This window comes from Streptomyces sp. JNUCC 64, assembly GCF_054484115.1.
This window is the reverse complement of sequence record NZ_CM137015.1, coordinates 7,679,081-7,698,486: the sequence shown is the minus strand read 5'-3', so window position 1 is coordinate 7,698,486 and position 19,406 is coordinate 7,679,081. Positions and strand designations below refer to the sequence as shown.

General features: G+C 75.7%; 22 protein-coding genes. 13 read left to right on the top strand and 9 right to left on the bottom strand.

Annotation, left to right across the window (positions count from 1 at the left end; translation table 11 throughout):
• The first annotated feature begins 149 nt into the window (after positions 1 to 149).
• From ACVWNX_RS31870 to ACVWNX_RS31840, 7 genes are all read left to right on the top strand, one after another.
• On the top strand, positions 150 to 893 hold the full coding sequence (locus ACVWNX_RS31870) for a 2-oxoglutarate/malate transporter (RefSeq protein ID WP_454411660.1): 744 nt from the start codon (positions 150 to 152) through the stop codon (positions 891 to 893).
• 225 nt (positions 894 to 1,118) lie between these two features.
• Complete coding sequence (locus tag ACVWNX_RS31865) at positions 1,119 to 2,003, top strand: aminoglycoside phosphotransferase family protein (RefSeq protein WP_454411659.1); 885 nt, start codon at positions 1,119 to 1,121, stop codon at positions 2,001 to 2,003.
• A gap of 111 nt (positions 2,004 to 2,114) precedes the next feature.
• Complete coding sequence (locus tag ACVWNX_RS31860; protein ID WP_454411658.1) at positions 2,115 to 2,705, top strand: RNA polymerase sigma factor; 591 nt, start codon at positions 2,115 to 2,117, stop codon at positions 2,703 to 2,705.
• Positions 2,702 to 3,649, top strand: coding sequence for a zf-HC2 domain-containing protein (locus tag ACVWNX_RS31855; protein ID WP_454411657.1), 948 nt, complete (start codon positions 2,702 to 2,704; stop codon positions 3,647 to 3,649). Before ACVWNX_RS31860 ends, ACVWNX_RS31855 begins: the two co-directional genes overlap by 4 nt.
• Positions 3,646 to 4,524, top strand: coding sequence for an ABC transporter ATP-binding protein (locus tag ACVWNX_RS31850; protein WP_454411656.1), 879 nt, complete (start codon positions 3,646 to 3,648; stop codon positions 4,522 to 4,524). The genes ACVWNX_RS31855 and ACVWNX_RS31850 overlap by 4 nt, the downstream gene beginning before the upstream one ends.
• Positions 4,521 to 5,864, top strand: a complete 1,344-nt coding sequence (locus ACVWNX_RS31845) for a hypothetical protein (protein WP_454411655.1) — start codon at positions 4,521 to 4,523, stop codon at positions 5,862 to 5,864. Before ACVWNX_RS31850 ends, ACVWNX_RS31845 begins: the two co-directional genes overlap by 4 nt.
• Positions 5,861 to 6,505: a hypothetical protein gene (locus tag ACVWNX_RS31840; RefSeq protein WP_454411654.1), complete on the top strand. Its 645-nt coding sequence runs from the start codon at positions 5,861 to 5,863 to the stop codon at positions 6,503 to 6,505. The genes ACVWNX_RS31845 and ACVWNX_RS31840 overlap by 4 nt, the downstream gene beginning before the upstream one ends.
• A 104-nt stretch (positions 6,506 to 6,609) precedes the next feature.
• Here the strand turns inward: ACVWNX_RS31840 and ACVWNX_RS31835 are convergent, their stop codons facing one another.
• Together ACVWNX_RS31835 and ACVWNX_RS31830 are read right to left on the bottom strand one after the other, a co-directional pair.
• Positions 6,610 to 7,014: a PPOX class F420-dependent oxidoreductase gene (locus ACVWNX_RS31835; RefSeq protein ID WP_454411653.1), complete on the bottom strand. Its 405-nt coding sequence runs from the start codon at positions 7,012 to 7,014 to the stop codon at positions 6,610 to 6,612.
• A 239-nt stretch (positions 7,015 to 7,253) separates the two neighbouring features.
• Positions 7,254 to 7,685, bottom strand: coding sequence for an MmpS family transport accessory protein (locus tag ACVWNX_RS31830; protein ID WP_454411652.1), 432 nt, complete (start codon positions 7,683 to 7,685; stop codon positions 7,254 to 7,256).
• A 327-nt stretch (positions 7,686 to 8,012) separates the two neighbouring features.
• On the opposite strand from ACVWNX_RS31830, the gene ACVWNX_RS31825 reads away from it, so the two are divergent.
• Positions 8,013 to 9,047 (top strand): methyltransferase, encoded by a 1,035-nt coding sequence (locus ACVWNX_RS31825; RefSeq protein WP_454411651.1) that lies wholly within the window; start codon positions 8,013 to 8,015, stop codon positions 9,045 to 9,047.
• 199 nt (positions 9,048 to 9,246) lie between these two features.
• On the opposite strand, the gene ACVWNX_RS31820 is transcribed toward ACVWNX_RS31825, so the two are convergent.
• From ACVWNX_RS31820 to ACVWNX_RS31800, 5 genes are all read right to left on the bottom strand, one after another.
• Positions 9,247 to 9,726, bottom strand: a complete 480-nt coding sequence (locus ACVWNX_RS31820) for a hypothetical protein (protein WP_454411650.1) — start codon at positions 9,724 to 9,726, stop codon at positions 9,247 to 9,249.
• Between the two features lie 145 nt (positions 9,727 to 9,871).
• Positions 9,872 to 10,531: a DsbA family protein gene (locus ACVWNX_RS31815; RefSeq protein ID WP_454411649.1), complete on the bottom strand. Its 660-nt coding sequence runs from the start codon at positions 10,529 to 10,531 to the stop codon at positions 9,872 to 9,874.
• 98 nt (positions 10,532 to 10,629) lie between these two features.
• Entirely contained in the window at positions 10,630 to 11,232 is a 603-nt protein-coding gene (locus ACVWNX_RS31810; RefSeq protein WP_454411648.1) for a copper resistance CopC family protein, read from the bottom strand.
• 99 nt (positions 11,233 to 11,331) lie between these two features.
• On the bottom strand, positions 11,332 to 11,979 hold the full coding sequence (locus ACVWNX_RS31805; protein ID WP_454411647.1) for a DUF3105 domain-containing protein: 648 nt from the start codon (positions 11,977 to 11,979) through the stop codon (positions 11,332 to 11,334).
• 132 nt (positions 11,980 to 12,111) lie between these two features.
• Positions 12,112 to 12,522 carry a hypothetical protein gene (locus ACVWNX_RS31800; protein WP_454411646.1) on the bottom strand — a complete coding sequence of 137 codons (411 nt, stop codon included), beginning with the start codon at positions 12,520 to 12,522 and terminating at the stop codon, positions 12,112 to 12,114.
• A gap of 701 nt (positions 12,523 to 13,223) precedes the next feature.
• Between ACVWNX_RS31800 and ACVWNX_RS31795 the strand changes: the two genes are divergently transcribed.
• The 3 genes from ACVWNX_RS31795 to ACVWNX_RS31785 all read left to right on the top strand — a co-directional run bounded on the left by ACVWNX_RS31795 (position 13,224) and on the right by ACVWNX_RS31785 (position 16,855).
• Positions 13,224 to 13,841 (top strand): DUF4956 domain-containing protein, encoded by a 618-nt coding sequence (locus tag ACVWNX_RS31795; RefSeq protein WP_454411645.1) that lies wholly within the window; start codon positions 13,224 to 13,226, stop codon positions 13,839 to 13,841.
• Complete coding sequence (locus tag ACVWNX_RS31790) at positions 13,838 to 14,851, top strand: polyphosphate polymerase domain-containing protein (protein ID WP_454411644.1); 1,014 nt, start codon at positions 13,838 to 13,840, stop codon at positions 14,849 to 14,851. The genes ACVWNX_RS31795 and ACVWNX_RS31790 overlap by 4 nt, the downstream gene beginning before the upstream one ends.
• Positions 14,852 to 15,205: 354 nt before the next feature.
• Positions 15,206 to 16,855, top strand: a complete 1,650-nt coding sequence (locus ACVWNX_RS31785; RefSeq protein ID WP_454411643.1) for an alpha/beta fold hydrolase — start codon at positions 15,206 to 15,208, stop codon at positions 16,853 to 16,855.
• Here the strand turns inward: ACVWNX_RS31785 and ACVWNX_RS31780 are convergent.
• Positions 16,821 to 17,348: a hypothetical protein gene (locus ACVWNX_RS31780; RefSeq protein WP_454411642.1), complete on the bottom strand. Its 528-nt coding sequence runs from the start codon at positions 17,346 to 17,348 to the stop codon at positions 16,821 to 16,823. The genes ACVWNX_RS31785 and ACVWNX_RS31780 overlap by 35 nt on opposite strands.
• A 175-nt stretch (positions 17,349 to 17,523) precedes the next feature.
• Here ACVWNX_RS31780 and ACVWNX_RS31775 point away from each other — a divergent pair, with 175 nt between their 5' ends.
• Together ACVWNX_RS31775 and ACVWNX_RS31770 are read left to right on the top strand one after the other, a co-directional pair.
• Positions 17,524 to 18,072: a TetR/AcrR family transcriptional regulator gene (locus ACVWNX_RS31775; RefSeq protein WP_454415019.1), complete on the top strand. Its 549-nt coding sequence runs from the start codon at positions 17,524 to 17,526 to the stop codon at positions 18,070 to 18,072.
• Positions 18,073 to 18,110: 38 nt separating this feature from the next.
• On the top strand, positions 18,111 to 18,518 hold the full coding sequence (locus tag ACVWNX_RS31770; protein ID WP_454411641.1) for a DUF6069 family protein: 408 nt from the start codon (positions 18,111 to 18,113) through the stop codon (positions 18,516 to 18,518).
• Between the two features lie 139 nt (positions 18,519 to 18,657).
• On the opposite strand, the gene ACVWNX_RS31765 is transcribed toward ACVWNX_RS31770, so the two are convergent.
• Positions 18,658 to 19,224: a DUF4291 domain-containing protein gene (locus ACVWNX_RS31765; RefSeq protein ID WP_454411640.1), complete on the bottom strand. Its 567-nt coding sequence runs from the start codon at positions 19,222 to 19,224 to the stop codon at positions 18,658 to 18,660.
• Positions 19,225 to 19,406: the final 182 nt, after the last annotated feature.

Genomic DNA, 19,406 nt, shown 5'->3' with positions numbered 1-19,406 from the left:
TCCGGCCAGGGTGGCGCCTCCCGTCGCGGTTCGCCGGTCGCGCCGGTCGCGTTCCGCCGGGTCACGGCACCCTCCCCGGAGTTCTCGGAGCCCATCCCGCCCGTCCCTTCACTTGAAGTATTTCACTTGAACATGCTTACAGTGAATACATGTTACGCAAATTCAAAGAGGTCCTCCCCCTGTCCTCCTCGGGTGCCGCCGGTCTCGCGGCGCTCGGGTTCGCCCTCTCCATCACCCTCGGCAACGCGGTGCTGGTGCCCGCCGGGCTCCCGCCGACCGGCTCGCCCCTCAGCGAGGTCACGGAGTTCTTCGCGGACCGGGGCACCGCCGTGGCACTGGGGTCGGCGACGGCTCCGGCCGCGTGGCTGTGCGCCGCGCTGTTCGGGGCCGGAGCGCTGGCCGCGCTGCGCCGTCACGGGCGGGGCCGGGGCGAGGTGGGGGCCGTGGTCGGCCTCGTGGGCCTGGTGCTCCAGAACGGGGCGTTCGCCGGGGTCGTCGCGCTCCGGCTGGCCCTCGCCTCGGCCGGGCTTCCGGACGGGACCGCCGCCCGGGGCCTCCGGGCGCTCCACGACGCCCTGTTCACCCTGAACGGCGCCTTCCTCGCGACGGCGCTCGTCGGGCTGTCGGCGGCGGGGCTGCGGGCGGGTCTCCTGGCGCGGTGGCACGGCGTGCTGGGACTGGTCGCCGCCGCGCTGATGTTCGCCTCCGCCACGCTCACGCCGCTGGTCATCGAGGACCGGGGGCCGCTCGGTCTGCTCGGGCTGGCCGGGTGGCTGCTGTGGGTGGTGTGGACGGGCGCGTACGGCGTCGTCCTGCTGCGGCTGCCCCGGGTGCCGTCGCGGTCCGCGCCCCCCGTTCGCCAGCGGAGCGGCGCGGCGCCCGGCACGGCCTGAGCCCCGCCCGGGGCCCGCCCGGGACCCGCCCGGGACCCGCCCGGGACCCGCCCGGGGCCCGCCCGGGGCCCGCCCGGGGCCCGCCCGGGGCCCGCCCGGGGCCCGGCGCGAGGTTCACCCCGGCGGGCGACCAGCGGCCAGGAAACGGTTCGACGGGGCGGAAGGAGCGTGCTGCCATGGGAACACCACCCGCCGTGCGCAGCGGGTCCGCGAACAGGAGCACCTTTGGGCACCGGAGCCGACCCCGCCCTCCGTCCGGTCATCACCACCGCGCTGGTCCGGCGGTTGGTGGACACCCGGTTCCCCCGGTGGGCGGCGCTCCCCCTCACCCGGTACGAACCGGGCGGGTCCGACCATGTGATCCACCGGCTGGGGGACGGGCTCTCCGTCCGTCTCCCCCGGCATCCCGACGCGGTCGGACAGGGGGCGAAGGAGTCGGTGTGGCTGCCGAGGCTGGCTCCCCGGCTGCCGCTCGCGGTGCCGGTGCCGGTGGCGGCCGGGGAGCCCGGGCACGGCTATCCCTGGCCGTGGTCGGTGACCCGCTGGCTGGACGGCGAGGTGGCCACGGTGGCGGCGCTCGGCGACTCGGTGGCGGCGGCCCGGGCACTGGCGGGGTTCCTCACCGCCCTGCACCGGATCCCGGCCGAGCGGTCCCGCCCCGAGTTGTCCGCCCGGGACCTGACGGACCGTGACCGCGCGACGCGGGCAGCCATCGCGCGGACCGCCGGGACGTTCGGCGCCCGGGCCATGACCGGGGTGTGGGAGGCCGCGCTGGCCGCGCCGGGCTGGGGCCGGGCACCGGTCTGGTTCCACGGCGATCTGCACACCGGCAATCTGCTGACCTCGGGGGGCCGTCTCAGCGCGGTGATCGACTTCGGTGGACTGGGGGTCGGGGACCCCGCCCGGGACCTGACCGCCGCCTTCACCCTGCTGTCCGCCCCGGCGCGCGCCGCGTTCCGGGCGGCGCTCGGCGTGGACGACGCCACCTGGGCGCGCGGGCGGGGCTGGGCCCTGGCCACCGGTCTGAACGCGTACACCGCCTACGCGGCCGGGGAGCCCCGGGTGGCGGCGCAGACCACCCGGCAGATCCGGGCGGCGCTGGCGGGCTGAGCCGTTCCGGGGCCGTGCCCGGACCCGTGAGCACAGGAGCCCCTCCGGTCCGCGCCCACACGAAACGCCCGGGCCGAGAACCGGACCGGGCGGCGGGGGCGATAGAGGGGTATGAGGCCGATGCGCCCCGAGGGGGAGGAAGCCGAGGACGACGCGGTGTTGCTGCGGGCGGTCGCCCGTGGGGACGCCGGAGCCCTCGGCACGTTGTACGACCGGCACGCGGGCTGGCTGCACGTCCGGTTGAGCCGCCGCTGCGCTGATCCGGACACCGTCCGGGAGGTGCTCCAGGACACGTTCGTCACCGTCTGGCGGTCGGCGGACGCGCACCACGGCGGGGAGGCGGGCGGCTGGCTGTGGGTGATCGCGGCCCGGCGGCTGGTGGACGCCCAGCGGGCACGGGCGCGCCGGGAGCGCCCCGCGCCCGGAGCGGCCCCGGCGGACAGCGTGCCGTCGGCGGAGGAGCGGGTGCTGGCGGGGCTGGAGTACGGGGACGTGGGCGCCGCGCTGGAGAGCATCCCGCCCGAGTTGCGCGCGGTGCTCCGGGCGACCGTGGTCGACGGGCTGAGCACCCGGGAGACGGCCCGGCTGCTCGGCATCCCCGAGGGCACCGTCAAGTCGCGGGCCGCCCGGGCCCGCCGTGAACTGCGGGCGGCGCTGGACCGCCTGGCGCCCCGGACCGGTCCCCTGGGAGGTGCGGCGTGAGCCACGACGAGCGGGAGCGATTCTCCGGCCGGACGGAAGGGCCGGACGGCTGGCATGTGAGCGAGGCGCTGGCCGTCCGGTACGCGGGCGGGGCCGCCGGGGAGTCCGGGGCGCGATCGGTGGAGCGGCATGTGGAGGGATGCGGGAGGTGCGCGGCGCGGGTCTCGGAGGCGGTGCGGCGGGGCACGGCCGGGCCCGGTCTCGCCCGGGTGCGCGCCGCCCTCCTCGCCGAAGCCCTGGGTACGGCCGTCGGACCGGCGCCCGCGCCGGGCGCGGTGGCGGGCGCCGGGCGCGGTGGCCCCGGGGCGCGGCGCCGCGCGGCGCGGCTGCTGTGGGCGGCCGGGCCCGCGGTGCGCGGCTCATGGCTCGCCGGGCTGGTGCTGGTGACGGCGGCGGCCCTGGTCCTCGCCGGGGTCGGGGGGATCGCCGCGACGGGGGCCCGGCCGCTGCTGCTGGCGCTGGCGCCGGTGCTGCCGGTCGCGGGGGTCGCCCTGTCGTACGGGCGGCACGGCGATCCGTCGTACGAGATCACCGCCGCGACCCCGGCGGGCGGGCTGCGGCTGTTGCTGACCCGGGCCGCCGCCGTCCTCGTGGTGTGCGTGCCGCTGCTGACCCTGGCGGGGGCGGTGCTGCCGACCACGGCCGGGGCGCCGTCCGCGGCGGCCTGGCTGCTGCCCGGGCTGACCCTGACGGCGGCGACGCTCGCGCTCGGCTCCTTCACGGGCTGCCGCCGGGCCGCCGCCGCCCTGACCGGACTCTGGCTGACCGTGGCGCTGGTGCCGCCGCTGCTGCGACGGCCCCTGGACGCCGCGGAGTTCGCCGGTCGTCTGTCCCCGCTCGCCCAGGAGCCCGCCGCCTGGGGCGGCTGGGCCGTGGCGGCCCTGCTGTGCGCGGCGCTGGTCGCCGTCCGCCGTTCGTCCTTCGACCGACTGGAGCACTCGTGAGTCCTTACCGCACCGCGCCCGGGGCGCCGTCCGGCGTCCGCTCAGTGGCGCTGAGCGCGCTGACCGTGCGGCACCGCCGCACCACCGCCCTCGACGGCGTGGACCTGGACCTCGGTCCCGGGGTGCACGGTCTGCTGGGCCCGAACGGCGCGGGCAAGACCTCCCTGATCCGGGTGCTGGCGACGGTCGCGGCACCGTCCTCGGGACGGGTCGAGCTGCTGGGCCGGGACACGGAGGACCCGGCGGGGCGGACGTGGGTGCGGCAGCGGCTCGGCTATCTGCCGCAGGAGTTCGGGTACTACCCGGGCTTCACGGTCCGTGAGTTCGTCGGCTATGTGGCCTGGTTGAAGGAGATGCCCCGGCGGACGGTCGCGGCGGCGGTGGAGGACGCCGTCGAACGGGTCGGGCTGACCGACCGGATCGACGCCCGGATGCGGACCCTGTCGGGGGGCATGCTCCGCCGGGTGGGCGTGGCGCAGGCCATCGTCAACGCGCCCTCGCTGCTGCTCCTCGACGAGCCGACGGCGGGCCTCGATCCCGAACAGCGCGTCGATTTCCGGGCGTTGCTGCGGGAGGTGGGACGCTCGGCGACGGTGGTGGTCTCCACGCACCTGGTGGAGGACGTGGCGGCGGCGTGCACGGAGGTGACGCTGCTGGAGTCGGGGCGGGTCGCCTTCCGGGGGCCCACCGGGTCGCTCGCGGCGCGGGCGGACGGCGCGGAGGGGGACGAGTCCGTCGGTGGTCCGCTGGAACGGGGGTACACGGCGGTGCTGCGCCGTCACCGGGCGCGTTCCGGGGCGCGGCCGGACTCCGGTCCGGGTTCCCGGGACGCCCGGGGCGGCCGGGTCGGTGCCTGGTTCGGGGGGAAGCGGTGAGCGCCGTGGACGCCGGGGCGCGGCGCGGCGCGGGCCGGGCGGCCCGGCGGGTCCATCCGGCGCGGGCCGAGGCGGTGCGCGGGATCGCTCCCCTGACCGGTGTGGTCGTGGCGCTCGCGCCGGGGGTACCGGCGGCGCTCTTCGCGGACGGCTGGCAGGGCAGCTGGTGGGAGACGCAGATGACGCTCCGGCAGGGTGCGGCGCTCTTCGCCGCGCCGCTGGCGGGCGCGGCCGCCTGCTGGCAGGGCGCCCGGGAGCACCGGCGGCGCACCCTGGAGCTGCGGGCGACGGCCGCCCGGAGTCCGCTCGCCCAGGCCGTGATGTCGGCGGCGCCGGGGGCGCTGTGGACGGTGGCCGGGTATCTGGCCGCCCTCGTCGGGTGTCTGCTGGCGACCCTGCCGTACGCGGGTGCGGGCGGGCCGCGGGCCGGTCTCGTCCTGGCCGATGCGGCGTTCCTGGCGGCCGTCTCGGTGATCGGTCACGTCTGCGGCACGGTGCTGCCGCACCGGTTGGTCCCGCCGCTGTACGGGGGGCTGCTGCTCCTCGTGCCGCTGCTGCCCGGGCCGCTGTCGCCGTACGACGTGCCCGACTCGCCGAGGTTGACGGACGCGGTCACCGTGGGGTGGTACCCGTGGGCGGTGCTGGGGTGGTGGGGCGGGCTGGCGCTGGCCGCGCTGCTGGGCCGCGCGGCGCGGCGGCGGTCCGTGGCGCTGGTGCCGTTGCTGGTCGCGGTGGTGGCGGCGGTGCCGCTCGTGCGGAGCGGCGAGCGGGTGTGGCGGATCGATCCGCTGGCGCAGCGGACGGTGTGCGCACCCGTCTCCGTCCCCCGGATCTGCGTCGACGCGCTCAACGAGGAGGTCCTGCCGCAGGTGGTGCGGGCGCTCTCCCCGCTCGGTCCGAAGCTGCGCGGGGTGACCGGAGTACCCCGGCTGCGGGAGTCGCCGGGCGGGGCCGGGCCCGAGGACGCGGTGCTGCCGGATCTCCACCCCAGCATCGCGCTGGTCCGGGGGCGGCTCGTCGACCCGGCGGGGTATCTGACCACGGTCACCGTCGAATTGACCACGCCTCCGCGCGCGTGCGTCGGACCGGGCACCGACCGGCTGGGCACGGCGGGGTGGACGGTGTCCCTGTGGTTGCTGCCGGAGGGGCTCCGGGCCCGGGAGCTCGACTATCAGCGGGACTCGTCGTCGGGGTACCCGCAGGAGCGGGCCCGACTGGACGCGCGGGAGGCTGAGGTGGCGCGGCTGGACGCGCTGTCCGGGGAAGAGCGCCGCGCATGGCTGTCGGGGTACTTCGCGGCGCGGGCCGGGTGCGCGCCCGGGGAGGTGCCGCCGCTGTGAGGGGCTTCGCGCACCGGGACGCCGCCCGGATGTCCGGTCCCCGGCTGTACGCGCGTTCGCGCGGGACGGCGGGCGGTCTGGTGGTGCTCGCGTGCGCCGCCCCGGCGGTGGCGTGGCTGTCCGGGCGGCCGGAACTGGAGCAGGAGCCGACGCTGCTGTTCGGGCCGCTGGTGGTGGCGGCGGTCGTGGTGACGGGCCTCCGTCCCGTGATGGACGAGCTGGACCGGACCGCCGCGCGATCGTGGTGGCCGCTCCGGCTGGCGCAGTTCGCCGCGCTATCCGCGCTGGGGGCGCTGGCGCTGGCGGCGGGCGCCCTCGGGGCGGGGGCGCCGGCGGTCCCCTCGGTCCGCAACGCCTTGGGCGCGGCGGGGTGCGCGGCCCTCGCGGCGGTGGCCCTGGGCGCCCGGGCGGGCTGGCTGGCGGTCCTGGTCTGGCTGGGCGGCATCCGGTTGTCGGAGGGGCTGGGGCGGGCCGACGGCGGCTGGGCCGACGCCCTCGGCTGGGCGGCGCTGCCCGGGGAACGGCCGCTCGGCTGGGCGGTGGCGGTCGCCCTGTTCGCGGCGGGCGCCGGTTGCCACGCCCGGTGGGGGACGGGGGGCCTCGGACGGGGCCGGGCGGGCGCAGCCGGGGGCGACCGGTGAGGATCCGTCGGACGGGGACCGGAGAACGACCGGCGGCGACCCGTCGGACGGAGAACGGGAACGACCGGCGGCGAGCGTCGGACGGAGATGCCGGACGGGGGGACTCAGACGGAGAACGAGGTCACCCGGAGCGGGGTCACCCGGACGACGAGGCGCCGGACGTCGTCGGACTCAGGGGGCGGGTCCTGACCGAGGTACCGCCGGGCCAGTTCCCTCGGGAGTTCCTTGTGCGGGTCTTCGACGAGTTCGGCGGTGCCCCGGATGTCCACGCTGCGGTACGGGTTCGCCAGGTCGAAGACGGTGAGGCTGATCCGGGGGTCGCGGGCGAGGTTGCGGGCCTTGCGCCGGGCGGCGGTGGTGGAGAACACCACGGTGTCCGGCGCGTGGGGGTCCCGGGCGATCCAGACCAGGGAGGTGTGCGGTCCTCCGTCGCGGTCGAGGGTCGCGACGGTGGCGAAGTTCGGGCCGTCCAGCAGTGCGCGGGTCTCCCGGTCGAGTACCACGGACACGGTCGTCCTCCCTGGTCGCGATGGCCGCGGCCGGGGGAGGGCCCGGTCCGCGAGGGCGGCCAGCGTCCCATCCGCGCCGGGCCGGGCGCACCGGTCGGGGCGGGGATTTCACACGCCGGACACGACGCCGCGGCCGGACACCGGGGAACCGGTGTCCGGCCGCGGGGGCCGCGAGCGGGGCGGGCCCGTCAGATCCCGGAAGGAACGGGCCCGGTCGCGCGGGGCGGGGTGCCGTCCGGTCAGCCGCCGAGGGGCGAGACCGCGTTGCAGCCGCCCGCCGCGGCGAGGCCCTTGCCGGACTCCTCGGCGAGCACCTTGCCCTTGTGGATGATCTTGCAGCTGACGGAGGCGTCGCCGCCCGCGTCCACGGCGACGGGCGTCACCACGGGGGCGATGAGGCCGCGCAGCTTGACCGTCTTCTTCCACGGGAGGGTCGGGTTCTCCTCGGTGGTCAACTTCGGCTTGGTGGCCAGCTCGCCGCCGGAGGTGTAGATGATGGAGTCGACGCTCTTGCCGGTGACCTCGTAGGTGACCTCGTACTCCTCGGTCACCGTCTTGCCGATCTCGTCGACGGCCTTGTCCGTGACCGCCTCCGAGCAGGCACCGAGCCCGAACACGAGACCGGCGACGGTCACGGTGGCCAGGGCCGTGGAACGGATGGAGCGACGCATGTGGGAACCCCCGGGGTCGTGATGATGAGGACCCGCACACAACCGTAAAGGGTCGGTAAAGTCAAACCGTTATCCGGGCATCATTCACCGATAAACGCCAGGCCAGAGCAGTGTGACGGGTGAACACCCCTGGAGCGGCGCCTTGGTGGCGCCCGGCGGAACCGGCGCCCACGGCTCACCCCGGCGGCGCGCGGGGGCCCCACGCGCACCCATCGCGGTCACGGAGCGCGCCTGCCCCGTCACTCCACGGGGTAGGCAGGAGTAGACAGGGGACCGTGTGCCGCGCACCCGGCGCACGCACCCCTCCCCCACCCCGAGGAGCCGACCTTGCCGCACGCACCCGCCGACCCGGCCCCCGCCCCGCCCATCGACCCCCTGATGGAGCTGGCCTCCGGCTTCATGGCCTCCAAGGTGCTGCTCGTCGCGGCCCGGATCGGCCTCTTCACCCAACTGGCCGAACAACCCTTGAGCGGCGAAGAGTTGAGGGAACGGCTGGGACTGCACCCACGGGCGTCCCGGGACTTCTTCGACACCCTGGTCGCGCTCGGCGTCCTGGAGCGCGGCCCGGAGGGCTACCGCAACAGCGACGCCGCCGACTACTACCTGGTCCGGGACAGACCCGCCTACGCGGGCGGCTTCCTGGAGATGAACGACAGCCGCACCTACGGACTGTGGGGGGACCTGGAGGCGGCGCTGCGCACCGGGGAGCCGCAGAACGGGAGCACCGAGGACGACGACGGCATGTACGCCGACCTCTACGCGGATCCCGAGCGGCTGAACGTCTTCCAGGGGGCGATGACCGGGCTGTCCATGGGGTCGGCGCAGGCGCTCGCGGAGGTGTTCGACTGGTCCCCCTACCGGACGGTGGTGGACGTGGGCTGCGCGGAGGGCGCGGTCCTCACCGAGCTGCTCCGCCGCCATCCGCATCTGAGCGGCACCGGCTTCGACCTCCCGGCGGTGGGCCCCTGCTTCGACCGCCGTCTCGACGCCTCCGGGCTGGGCGACCGGCTGGACTTCCGGCCCGGTGACTTCTTCGCCGATCCGCTGCCCCGGGCGGACGTGCTGGTGCTCGGCCACATCATCAGCGGGTTCTCCCGCTCCAAGGCCCGGACCCTGCTGGAGAAGGCGTACGAGGCGCTGCCGGAGGGCGGCAGCCTGATCGTCTACGAGTCCCTGCTCGACGACGAGCGGCGGGAGAACGTCTCCGGTCTGCTGATGAGCCTGACGATGCTGCTGGAGACCCCGGGGGGCTTCGAGTACACCGGCCCCGAGTGCCAGGAGTGGCTGGCCGCGACCGGGTTCCGGGAGAGCCGGGTCCGCCATCTGTCCGGACCGGAGTCGATGATCGTCGCCGTGAAGTAGGACGGCACCGGGTACCGGTGAGGGCCGGGTACCGGTGAGGGCCCCGGCCGCCGCCCCTGGCCCCGGCCCCTGGCCGTGGGGCCCGGCCCCGCTCCGGGGGACCGCCCGTCACCGGTGACGGTCCGGCCCCGGTGACGGGCGGCGCGGTCACCGGGGCCGGGTGTACGGGGTGCGGAGGCGGTCGTACGGGGCGACGGGGTCAGATGCCCGCGGAGGCCATCTCGATGATGGACCGGTAGTACGCGGCGGTCGACACCACGCACGCCCGGTAGGTGCGGTTGGTCTTCACCACCAGGAAGTAGTCCCGCAGGTTCTTCCAGTACTGCACCAGATAGCCGAGCCCGGGGACGAACCCGGGCGGACGGGGCACCAGCGCGAAGGCCGCCGAACACCGGAGGATGCGGTCCGTCGCCTCCGAGAGCACGTTCGCCACCTCGGCGTTCATGTTCCAGCCCGCCGCGAGCTCCGGGGTCCAGATCGCGCCCGCTATCTCCCGCAGCCGCTGCTGCTCCTCCGGCGTCGGATCGCTCTGCTGGACGGCCCCGACCCGGGTGACGGCGGTCGCGGCGGTGCGGGAGTCGGCGGCCTGCGCGGCCGAGCCCAGCGCGCCCACGGCGAGGGTCGCCCCGGCGGCGAGCAGCGCCACCGACGGAATCCATCCGGTCCTGCGTGTCCTCATCGTGTTCTCCTCCCGGCCGCGGAGCCGCCACGGTGGCGGTCCGGTCGTCGGCGACGAGGCTGACAGCTGGGCCGGGAGAGGACAACGGGGCCTCGTCGGCCGACGGTTGTCGGACACGGGCGGGCCCGTCGGCCGCCGTCGGCGGTCAGCCGGCCAGTCGCCGCTCGATGAGCCGGGCGAAATCCTCGTACGAGCGGGGGGTGCCGATCCGCTGCCCGTCGACGAAGAAGGTCGGGGTGCCGCGCACCCCGAGGGCCAGCCCGTCGCTCTGGTCGGCGCGGACCCGTGCGGCGGTCCGCTCGGAGGCGACGTCCGCGTCGTAGCGGGCGAGGTCGAGTCCGAGGTCGGCGGCGAAGCCTCGGAAGACCCGCGCCTTGGACTCCCGGGCCTCGCCCCACTCGGGCTGGGTGGCGAAGAGCTTGTGGTACATCTCGGCGAACCGGCCCTGCCGGGCCGCCGCCTCGGCCGCCCGGGCCGCCGCCTCGGAATTGTGGTGCCCCGGCATCGGGAAGGCCCGGGCGACGAAGGCGACCCGGTCGCCGTACTCCTTCCGGAGGCGTTCGACGACCGGGTACACCGCCCCGCACGCCTCGCACTCGAAGTCCAGGAACTCGACGACGGTGACCTCGGGGCTGGGCGGATCGCTCAGCCGGTGGCTGTCGTCACGGACCGGCAGGGCCCGGACGGCGGGTTCGGCGTCGGTCCCCCCGGCACCCCGGCCGTCGGGTGAGAAGAGCAGGAACGAGCCGAAGGCGGCGGCGAACGCGGCGACGATCACCGCGGCGACGATCAGGTGTTTCCTCATGGGATTCCTCGGTCGGGGCCCGCCGGACGTACGGGTGCGCGGCCCGGCGGGGTGGTTCGGAGCGACCGGCGCCCGGGCTCACCGGGGCCGGTACGGGATCAGGGGTGGCCGTCCGGGCGGCCGGAGCGCCGGAGCAGCACCACCCGGACGGTGGCCGCCGCGACGGCGACCAGGGCCGCGCCCCCGGCCGCGAGGGCGATGTGACGGGCGGGTTCCGGACCGCCGCTGCCCGCCTCGACCCGCACCGACGCCTCGACGGCGACCGCCACCGGTCCACCGGGGGTGGTGGCGCTGGGGCCGGGCCGGGGGGCCCGCACCGAGAAGACGTACGAGCCGGCGAGCGGGCGCCCGTCCTGGGACAGCACCCGGTAGCCGACCCGGTAGCGCCCGGCGGGCGCCTCGTCGGTGAGGGTCACCGTGACCTTCCGTCCGGTGACCCGCGGGGAACTGGTCGCCAGGGTGCCGCCGCGCCGGGTGGAGACGCTGAGCTGCGCGTACTCGGAGCTCATGGGATGGGCGAAGGTCAGCGTCACCCGTTCCGGGGGGACGTCGAGGACGGTGCCGGGGGCGGGGGCGCCGCGCGCCGGGCCGGGGTGGGCCGTGGCCGGGGCCGCCGCCCACACGGCGAGGGCCGCGAGGGTCGTGGGCACGGCGAGGCGGCGGGCCGCGGTCCGCGCGGTCCGCCCGTCGGTGTGCTGCATGACGGAGCGCTCTCTCGTGATCGCGGTGGGGGACCGCCGCCGGGCGGCCGGTGCTCCGGGGCGCGCGGCCCCGGACCGGCCCGCCCGGTCAGGCGGACGTCACGCGCTGACGCCGTTGGTGCAGGCGGCGCCCGGCTCGGGGGTCTGCGGTCCCTGCACGTACTTGCGGAGGAACTGGTCGATCCTCGGGTCGGAGGCCGAGGTGACCCCCAGCTGGCGGCCCCAGGCGGACAGCACGATCGGGGACTTCTGGTTCTCGTAGGGGCTCATCAGGGTGTACGGGGTCTTGCCGACCCGCTCGGCGAGCTCCTCGACGTCCTTGGCGGGGGCCTTGTCGGTGTGGGTGATCCACACCGCGCCGTGCTCCAGGGAGTGCACGGCGTAGGTCTCGCCTATCGGCTCCTTGTAGACGTCGCCGTCGCAGTTCATCCAGGTGGGGTGGTGGTCACCGCCGACGGGCGGGCTCATCGGGTAGGTGACGGGCTTGGTGACGTGGTTGCGGCCGAGCTTGTCCCAGGTCTTCTCGCCCTTCACCGGCTGGGCGGCGAGCCGCTCCTTGGCCGCCTCCCGGTCGTTCGCCTCGTCGACGTAGTACCAGCCGCCGAAGGCGACGGCCGCGACGATGACGGAGCTGGTGCCCCAGGTGAGGATGCGGTTGCGGCGCTCGCGCGCGGCCTCGGCGCGGCGCATCTCCTCGATCCTCGCCTGGCGGGTGTTGCGCTGTGTCTTGGCTCCGGCGGAACCCATGGCGTGTCCTTGTCCCCGCCGCGCTCCGCGGAGCGGGCGGTGGTGGGTCGGGGGGCGGGTGGACGCCCCGGTGCGGGGCGTGCGGAACGGGCCGGACGTCGCGGCGGGAGCGGCGGTCCGGCACCTCGGGGGTCAGGTCCGCTGGATCTGGAGCCAGTGCAGATCGGGGGCGCGCGCGCCGAGTTGGCCGCTGCCGGGGCCGACCGGACCGGGGGCGCGGTCGGCCACCACGGTGGAGGTGGCGCCGGGCGCGGCCAGCGGGGACGACGGGGCGGTGCCCGTGACGGCCCGGTCCACGGCGTGGCAGCGGGCGCCGCCGCCGGGGCCCGCGTCCACGCAGAGGGGGGTGACGACGGCCCGGTCACCGGTGGGGTGGGCGGCCGTGGCCACGGGACGGGGCGGCGCGCCGTCGGCCGTGGCCAACGGGTGGGCGCACAGCGGGAGCGCCACCAGCAGCAGCGCGAGCAGGACGCCGCACCACGGCATCGGGAACGGGGCGGCGCGCCGCGCCGCTCGTCCCGGGTGTCGTATGCCGCTGCTCATCGCGCTGATCGTATCCAAGCGGGCGCCCCACGCCGACCCTCGGTGCGCGACGACCGGACCGGAGGGTCCCCCGGCCTTTCCGGGCGGCCTCGCGAGGGCGGTCGGGAGCGGGTGGAGGACGGTCGGAGGGGGACGGGACCGAGGGCGGGGCGGGAGAACCGGCGGCGGCCCGGGGAGGGGTGGCCCGCAGGGGGCGGTCGGAGGAGACCGACGGGGCACGGTCGCTATCCCCGCCGCCGGGTCGGGGAGGGGCCGGGGTCACGAGGCGGGCGCGGTCGCTTCCCCGGCGCGGTCGCTTCCCCGGCGCGGGGTCACGGGGCCGGGGTCTCACGGGCCGGGGCGACGCGTCCGGCGGCGCTGGCCGGATCACCACGCCCCCGCCGTGACCGAAGTGGATGTCCCATGTATTTCACATTGCCGTTCCGAACCACACGGTCAGATATTCCGGGGCGCTCCTCCGGCTATCCGGCCGGACGCCTCCTGCGGCTTGTCGGCAATCGGCCGCATTCGCCGCAGAGATTCCGCCCGTCACGGTGAGAGCCCTCTCATATTCCGTGTCAATAGCAGACCGTCCGTTTGTCGCGACACACATCCCACCTCTTTTACATAGGCAGAACCACCCTTTTCGAATCGTTTACCTGATGTTCCTTTAGAGTTCCAGCATTCCCCGTCCCTCGCATTCCCTTTGCTGGAAGGTCGTCATGGAATCCCTACGCCACCTGGGCGTTCATCTCGCCGTGGACCTCGCCGCGGTCAGTCTGCTGACGTTCGCCGTGTACTACCCGAGGCATCGCCGACGCGATCTGCTGCCCGCCTACCTCGCCCTCAACGTGGCCCTGTTCACCGTGGTCGCGGCACTCGCCCAGGTCGGCGGATCGGGCGGTATGGCCCTGGGATTCGGGCTCTTCGGCGTCCTGTCCATCATCCGGCTGCGCTCCGACGCCATCCAGCACGAGGAAGTCGCCTACTACTTCACCACGCTCGTCCTCGGGCTCATCTGCGGTCTGCCGAACCTGCGGCTCACCCACGCGGCGGCGTTCGCCGCGCTGCTGCTCGCCGTGGTGTACCTGGCCGATCACCCACGGCTGTTCGCCCGCTCCCGGCGCAGCGTCGTGGTGCTGGACGCGGTGTACGCGGGTCCCTCGGAACTGCGGGCCGCGCTCGCCGCCCGGCTGGGCGAGCCCCTCAACTGGACCGTGATGGAGGTGGACTTCGTCCGGGACCTCACCGTGGTCGACGTCCGCTACCGCGAGCCCGCCGGGCCCCTGGGGAAGATCGCCGCCGCGCCCGCGCCGACGGCCGCCCTGGAGGCGGCGTGAGCACCCCGGCCCTGGCGCCCCTCCCCGCGCCGGTCACCCTCACCGCCGGTGACCCCTGTCCGGTCCGCGCCAAGGTCGTCCCGAGGACGGGGACGTTCCGCGCCGTCCACCGCAACACCGACACCCTCGGAGTGGACGGGCCCGCCGGGCCCCCGACGGGAGCGGTCGCGCTCCCGGCCGGGTCCACGGCCGTCGTCGTCCCGGCCGGAGCCGGGGAGGACCCGCTGTATCCGCCCGGCGCGGCCGCCGCACCCGTGCTCGCGGCGGCGGGCATCTCCCTTCCGGAGGTGCTGGCGAGCGCCGAACTCCTGGCCCGCTTCGACCACGCCTACCTCGTTCCGGTCGGGGTCTTCGCCGAGCTGGCCGCCCACCTCACCGACCCGGACCGGCCGCAGGGCCCGTTCCGCGCGCTGACCATCGACGGACGGCGCTGGTTCCGCTACCACTCGGTCTACTACGACACCCCCGGACTGCGCTGCTTCGACGACCACCGCAAGGGCCGCAGACTGCGGTTCAAGATCCGCGAGCGGGTGTACCAGGACTCCGGGGAGCGGCAGTTCGAGATCAAGCTGAAGAGCGGGCGCGGTGAGACGGTCAAACACAGGCGGCCGCTGAAGGACGGGGCCAGCCCGCTGGACCCGCCCTTCCAGGACTTCCTCGCGGAGTGCCTGCGCACCGCGTACGGGATCGACGCCCCCGGACGGCTCGACCCGTCCGTCACCACCGACTACCGGCGGGCGACGCTGGTGTCCCGGGGGGAACGCGTCACCTGCGACACCGGACTGCGCTGCGCGGACGTGCGCACCGGCGGCAGTGTGCGCTGCGATCCGGGGCTGGTACTGGTGGAGACGAAGAACGCGGGGCGGCTGACCGAGGCCGACCGGTTCCTGCACGCCCGGGGGATCCGGCCCGCCGTCTTCACCAAGTACTGCGGGGCGCTCGCCGTCCTGCGACCCGCCGTGCCCGCCAACCGCTGGCGCCGGGCCGCCCGTCTGGCGTTCACCGGCTGACGCCGCGCGCCCCGTCCGGCTCCGGCCGTCCGGCGTCCGCCGTCTCCCGTGACGCCCACCCCCGTACGCCCGGCCCAGCACCCTGCCGGACCCCGTCAACGGCGCCGGGGTCCTCGGGGCGGACCCGGCCCTCCGGTCCCCGGCTCCCGGGTCCCGGGTCCCCGGCCGCTGGCCGTTGGCCACCGGCAGTCGCGCACGTCGCCCCCACCGGCGCCCTCGCCGGGGTGCCCGAAACCCCCCTGGCGACCGAGGGGTTTGCCCCACCCCCGATACACCCGCTTCCACCAGTGATCACGCGGGTCCCGGATTCCTAGGGTGAAGCCACCCACCACAGGAATCCGGAAGGGCACCACCATGCGTTCCTCCCCGTACGACCGGCGCACCGGGCGCGACCCACGCGCCGTCCGCACCACCCGCGTCTCCCGCACCACCGCGCTCGGCGCCACCGTCGCCGCGCTCTGTCTGACGCTCCTCCCGGCGGCTCCGGCCGGGGCCGCCGGGGAGCCGTCCGCGTCCGGGGACGGGCCGCTCGCCGCCTTCCATGAGCAGCGGCTGGACTGGAAGAGCTGTTCCCGGGGCCCCGGCGACGAGGACGGCGAGGCGCTGGAGCGGGCGGGCGCCCGCTGCGCCGACGTCCGGGTCCCGCTGGACTACCGGAAGCCGGACGGCCGGACGATCACCGTCGCGATCTCCCGGATCGCGGCCACCGACCGGGACCGCCGGGTGGGTCCGCTGCTGCTCAACGGCGGTGGCCCCGGCGGGCCCTCGCTGGTGGACGCGGTCGACGTCCGGCGGGCGATGCGGGGGGTCGCCGCGCGCTACGACGTCATCGGGGTCGACCCCCGGTTCGTCGGCCGCAGCACCCCGCTCGACTGCGGCTGGCCGACCGGGCAGGTGTTCCGGGCGCCCGGCGCCGACCGCGCCGGGTTCGACCGGACGACCGCCTTCGCCCGGGACCTCGCCGAACGCTGCGCGGAGCGGGCGGGCGACCTCCTGCCGCACGTCAACACCCGCAACACCGCGCGGGACATGGACGTCATCCGCGCGGCCCTCGGTGAACGGCGCATCTCCTACCTGGGCTACTCGTACGGGAGTTACCTCGGCCAGGTGTACGTGTCGATGTTCCCGCGCCGGGCCGACCGGGTGGTGCTGGACGGAGTCGTGGACCCGGCGGCGTACGGTCCCCGGCTGCTCTCCTCAAGCCTGGCGGAGAACCGGGCGGCGCTGGAGGAGTGGGCCGTCTGGGCAGCCGGACGGCACGACGTCCACGGCCTCGGCGCGACCCCCCGGGCCGTCGTCGAGACGGTCGAGGGCCTCCAGCGGACGGCGGCCCGGAAGCCGTTGACGGTGGGCGGGTACACCGTGGACGAGCACCTGGTCCCGCTGCTGGTGTTCATGGGACTGGGCCAGGACAACGAGGGCGCCCGGGAGGCGTTCGCCCACACCGTGCGCGATCTGCGGCGGGCCGCCGCCGGGGAGGCGGTGCGCCCCTCCCCCGCGCTCGCCGCTCAGCTGCGCTTCCTGCTCACCGCGGACGACTCGCACTACGGCAGCGCGCAGACCGCGATCCTCTGCGGCGACCGGGCCGCCCCCCGCGATCCGGAACGGTACTGGCGGGACGTCCGGCGGGCCGCGAAGCGGGATCCGCTGCTGGGCCCGTTCAGCGTCAACATCAATCCGTGCGCCTTCTGGCGGACGCCGGACGAGGCGCCGACGCGGATCCGCGACGACTTCCCCGCGCTGCTGGTGAACTCGACCGGTGACCCGCGCACCACGCACGCGAACGCCCGGACCGTCCGCGCGCAGTGGCCGGGTTCCCGTCTGGTCACCCTCTCCGGTTCCACCCAGCACGCGGTGTACGCCTTCTTCGGCAGCGCCTGTGTGGACCGGCGGGTCAACGACTACCTGGCGACGGGCGAGCTGCCCGCGACGGACCGGGTGTGCCGCGCCGCGCCCGCGCGGGACGGGGTCACCGGGGCCGGTACACCCGGTCGAACAGGGTGAGCTGGGGAGCGGTCAGGAGGGCGCGGGCCGCGGCGAACAGCGCCTCCCCCTCCGGGCCGCTCCCGGGCCACCGGCACGCGCGGGCCGTCTCCAGATGCGTCACGCCCCTGCCGGGGTCGACGGGGAGGCCGTCGGATCCCCTGAGGTAGGCCAGGCCCAGCTCGAAGTGGGCGTCGCCCCGGGCGGACCTGTCGTCGTCGTGGCGGAAGAGGGGGGAGTTGGCCAGGACGCCCTCGACGAGTTCCCCGGCCTCGGCGTTCCCGGAGTCCGCCGCGACGAGCAGCAGCCGGTAGCCCAACGCCTCCAGCACCTCCCCGGGCACCGACGCCGTGGCACCCGTGCCCAGTACGTGCAGGGCGTCGAGCGCGCCGGACCTGGCCGACGCCACGTACTGGTGGAACGACGGGGAGGACCCGGGGCCGGGGCGCACGGCGTACCCGCCCTGGAAGCGGTCGCGGGACGGCGGTCCGCCGTCGGATCCGGAGGCTGACATGACGTCACCCTAGTTCGTGCCACTGACATTCGGGTTCGCCGAGCGGTGCGGAGTGAGTCCTCACTCATTGACGGAGTGAGGACTCACTCCGTACTGTGGGGCCATGACGGCACCTCAGCAGAACCAGACCGCCCGCCGCCGGGCGCCCGGCATGTCGCCGGAGCAGCGGCGCGCGATGATCATCCAGACCGCGATCCCGCTGATCGCCGAGTACGGCGCCGCGGTGACCACCGCGAAGATCGCCCGCGCGGCGGGCATCGGGGAGGGCACGATCTTCCGGGTCTTCGCCGACAAGGACGAGCTGCTGCACGCCTGCCTGGTGGAGGCCCTCTCCCCCGAACACGCGGTCCGCGAACTGGCGGCGATCGAGCTGTCCCAGCCGTTGCCCGACCGGCTCGCCGAGGCGGCCCGGGCCCTCCAGGCGCATCTGACGCGCATGGGGGTGATCGCCGGTTCGCTGCACGCCTCCGGGCACCGGGGCGGCAAGCATCCGGGCACGGTGCGCGGCGCGGGCCGCGAGGAGTCGACGACCCGCATCCGGACGGCCCTCGCGGAGTTGCTGGAGCCCGACCGGGCCGCCCTGCGCCGACCGCCGGAGCAGATCGCGGCGCTCTTCTTCGGGCTGCTCTTCACCCAGCCGCACCTGGCGGACGAAGGGGAGCTGACCACGGAGGAACTGGTGGAGGTCTTCCTGCACGGCGCGCTCACGGGCGACGCCGGATGAGCCCGCGCGGAAGGCGGGCACGGGCCACGGGCCTCGCGGTGCTGGCACCCGCCCTGGTGTGGGTGGTCGCGGACCCGGTGCTGGGGCACCGGCCGCGGATCACCGACGGCGGACGGACGCTCGACGTCGGGGTGGTGCCGGTGGCCTCGTTCGCACTGCTGGCGGCCCTCGCCGGGTGGGGGCTGCTGGCGGCCCTGGAACGGTTACGGGTACGGCGCGCCCGCGCCGTCTGGACCGGGGCGGCCGTCGCCGTACTGGCCGTGTCCTTCCTGCCGTTGACCGGTGGGGGCATGGACGGCGGCACCCGGACCGCACTGGCGCTGACCCATCTGGCGGTGGCGGCGGTGCTGGTCCCGGGCCTGCGCGCGACACTCCCCGCCACGGCACCGGCGCCCCGCGAGGCACCACGGTCGCGGCCGGAGGGGGAACCGGAACGGGAGCGGTAGGAGGTACCGCGTCGTCGGCCCCGCGACAGGACGTCCGGGGGGGGTGGCCTCCGGACGGTCCGCCGGGCGTTCCCCGGGGCGGATGCCAGACGTCCCCGCGATCCGGCCGCCCGTGGGCGGACTCACCGGTCCACCTCGGTCATCCGCCCCGGGGAACGACGCCTCCCCCTGTCCGGGGCATCGGGTAGACGCGCTCCACGGGGAACAGCCGCCGCGCCTCGGCCGCGCGGCCGGTCCGCGTCAGTGTCGCGGCCTTGCGGATCCGGGGGGTGAGGTCGGTGAGGCCGACGGTCCAGTCGTCGGTGAACGCGCGGATCAGCTGGCGGCCGATGCCGACCTGGATGCTGTAGTGGTTCAGCGCGGCTCCGCGCGGCGAGCGCTCCGGGTCCCACTGGACGTGTACGGCCGCCCGGGCGAGCACCGCCGGATCGGCGGTCGTCAGCACGGCCCGGGACAGGGCCTCCTCCCAGCCCTCCCGGGTGATCCGCACCGCGAGGACGCGTTCCTGGCCGGGCTTGCGGGCCCAGTTGCTGCGGTGCGCCAGCCACATCAACGACGGTTTGATCCACGTCATCCGGTGGAACGAGAACGGCTCGACGAAACGGCCCGCCCGCAGCGCCGCGTCGGCGATGGCGGGCGAGTACGCCTGGTAGACCACGATGGTGCGGGCGTCGTAGTCGGCACGGATCTGATACTGGGGCGTCATGCGCCGCACCCTGCCATCCGGCCCGCCGGGGCGGCGAGCCGTTTTCACCTCGCCGCCCCGGAGCCGGTTCACCTGCTTTAGCACACCCGTGCGGCGTCGCGCGGAGTTTTCCCTTTTTCCGTGATCGACCGGCTCCCGTCCAGCGGGATCAACCGCGTTGTCATATGACGGGCAAGGCATGC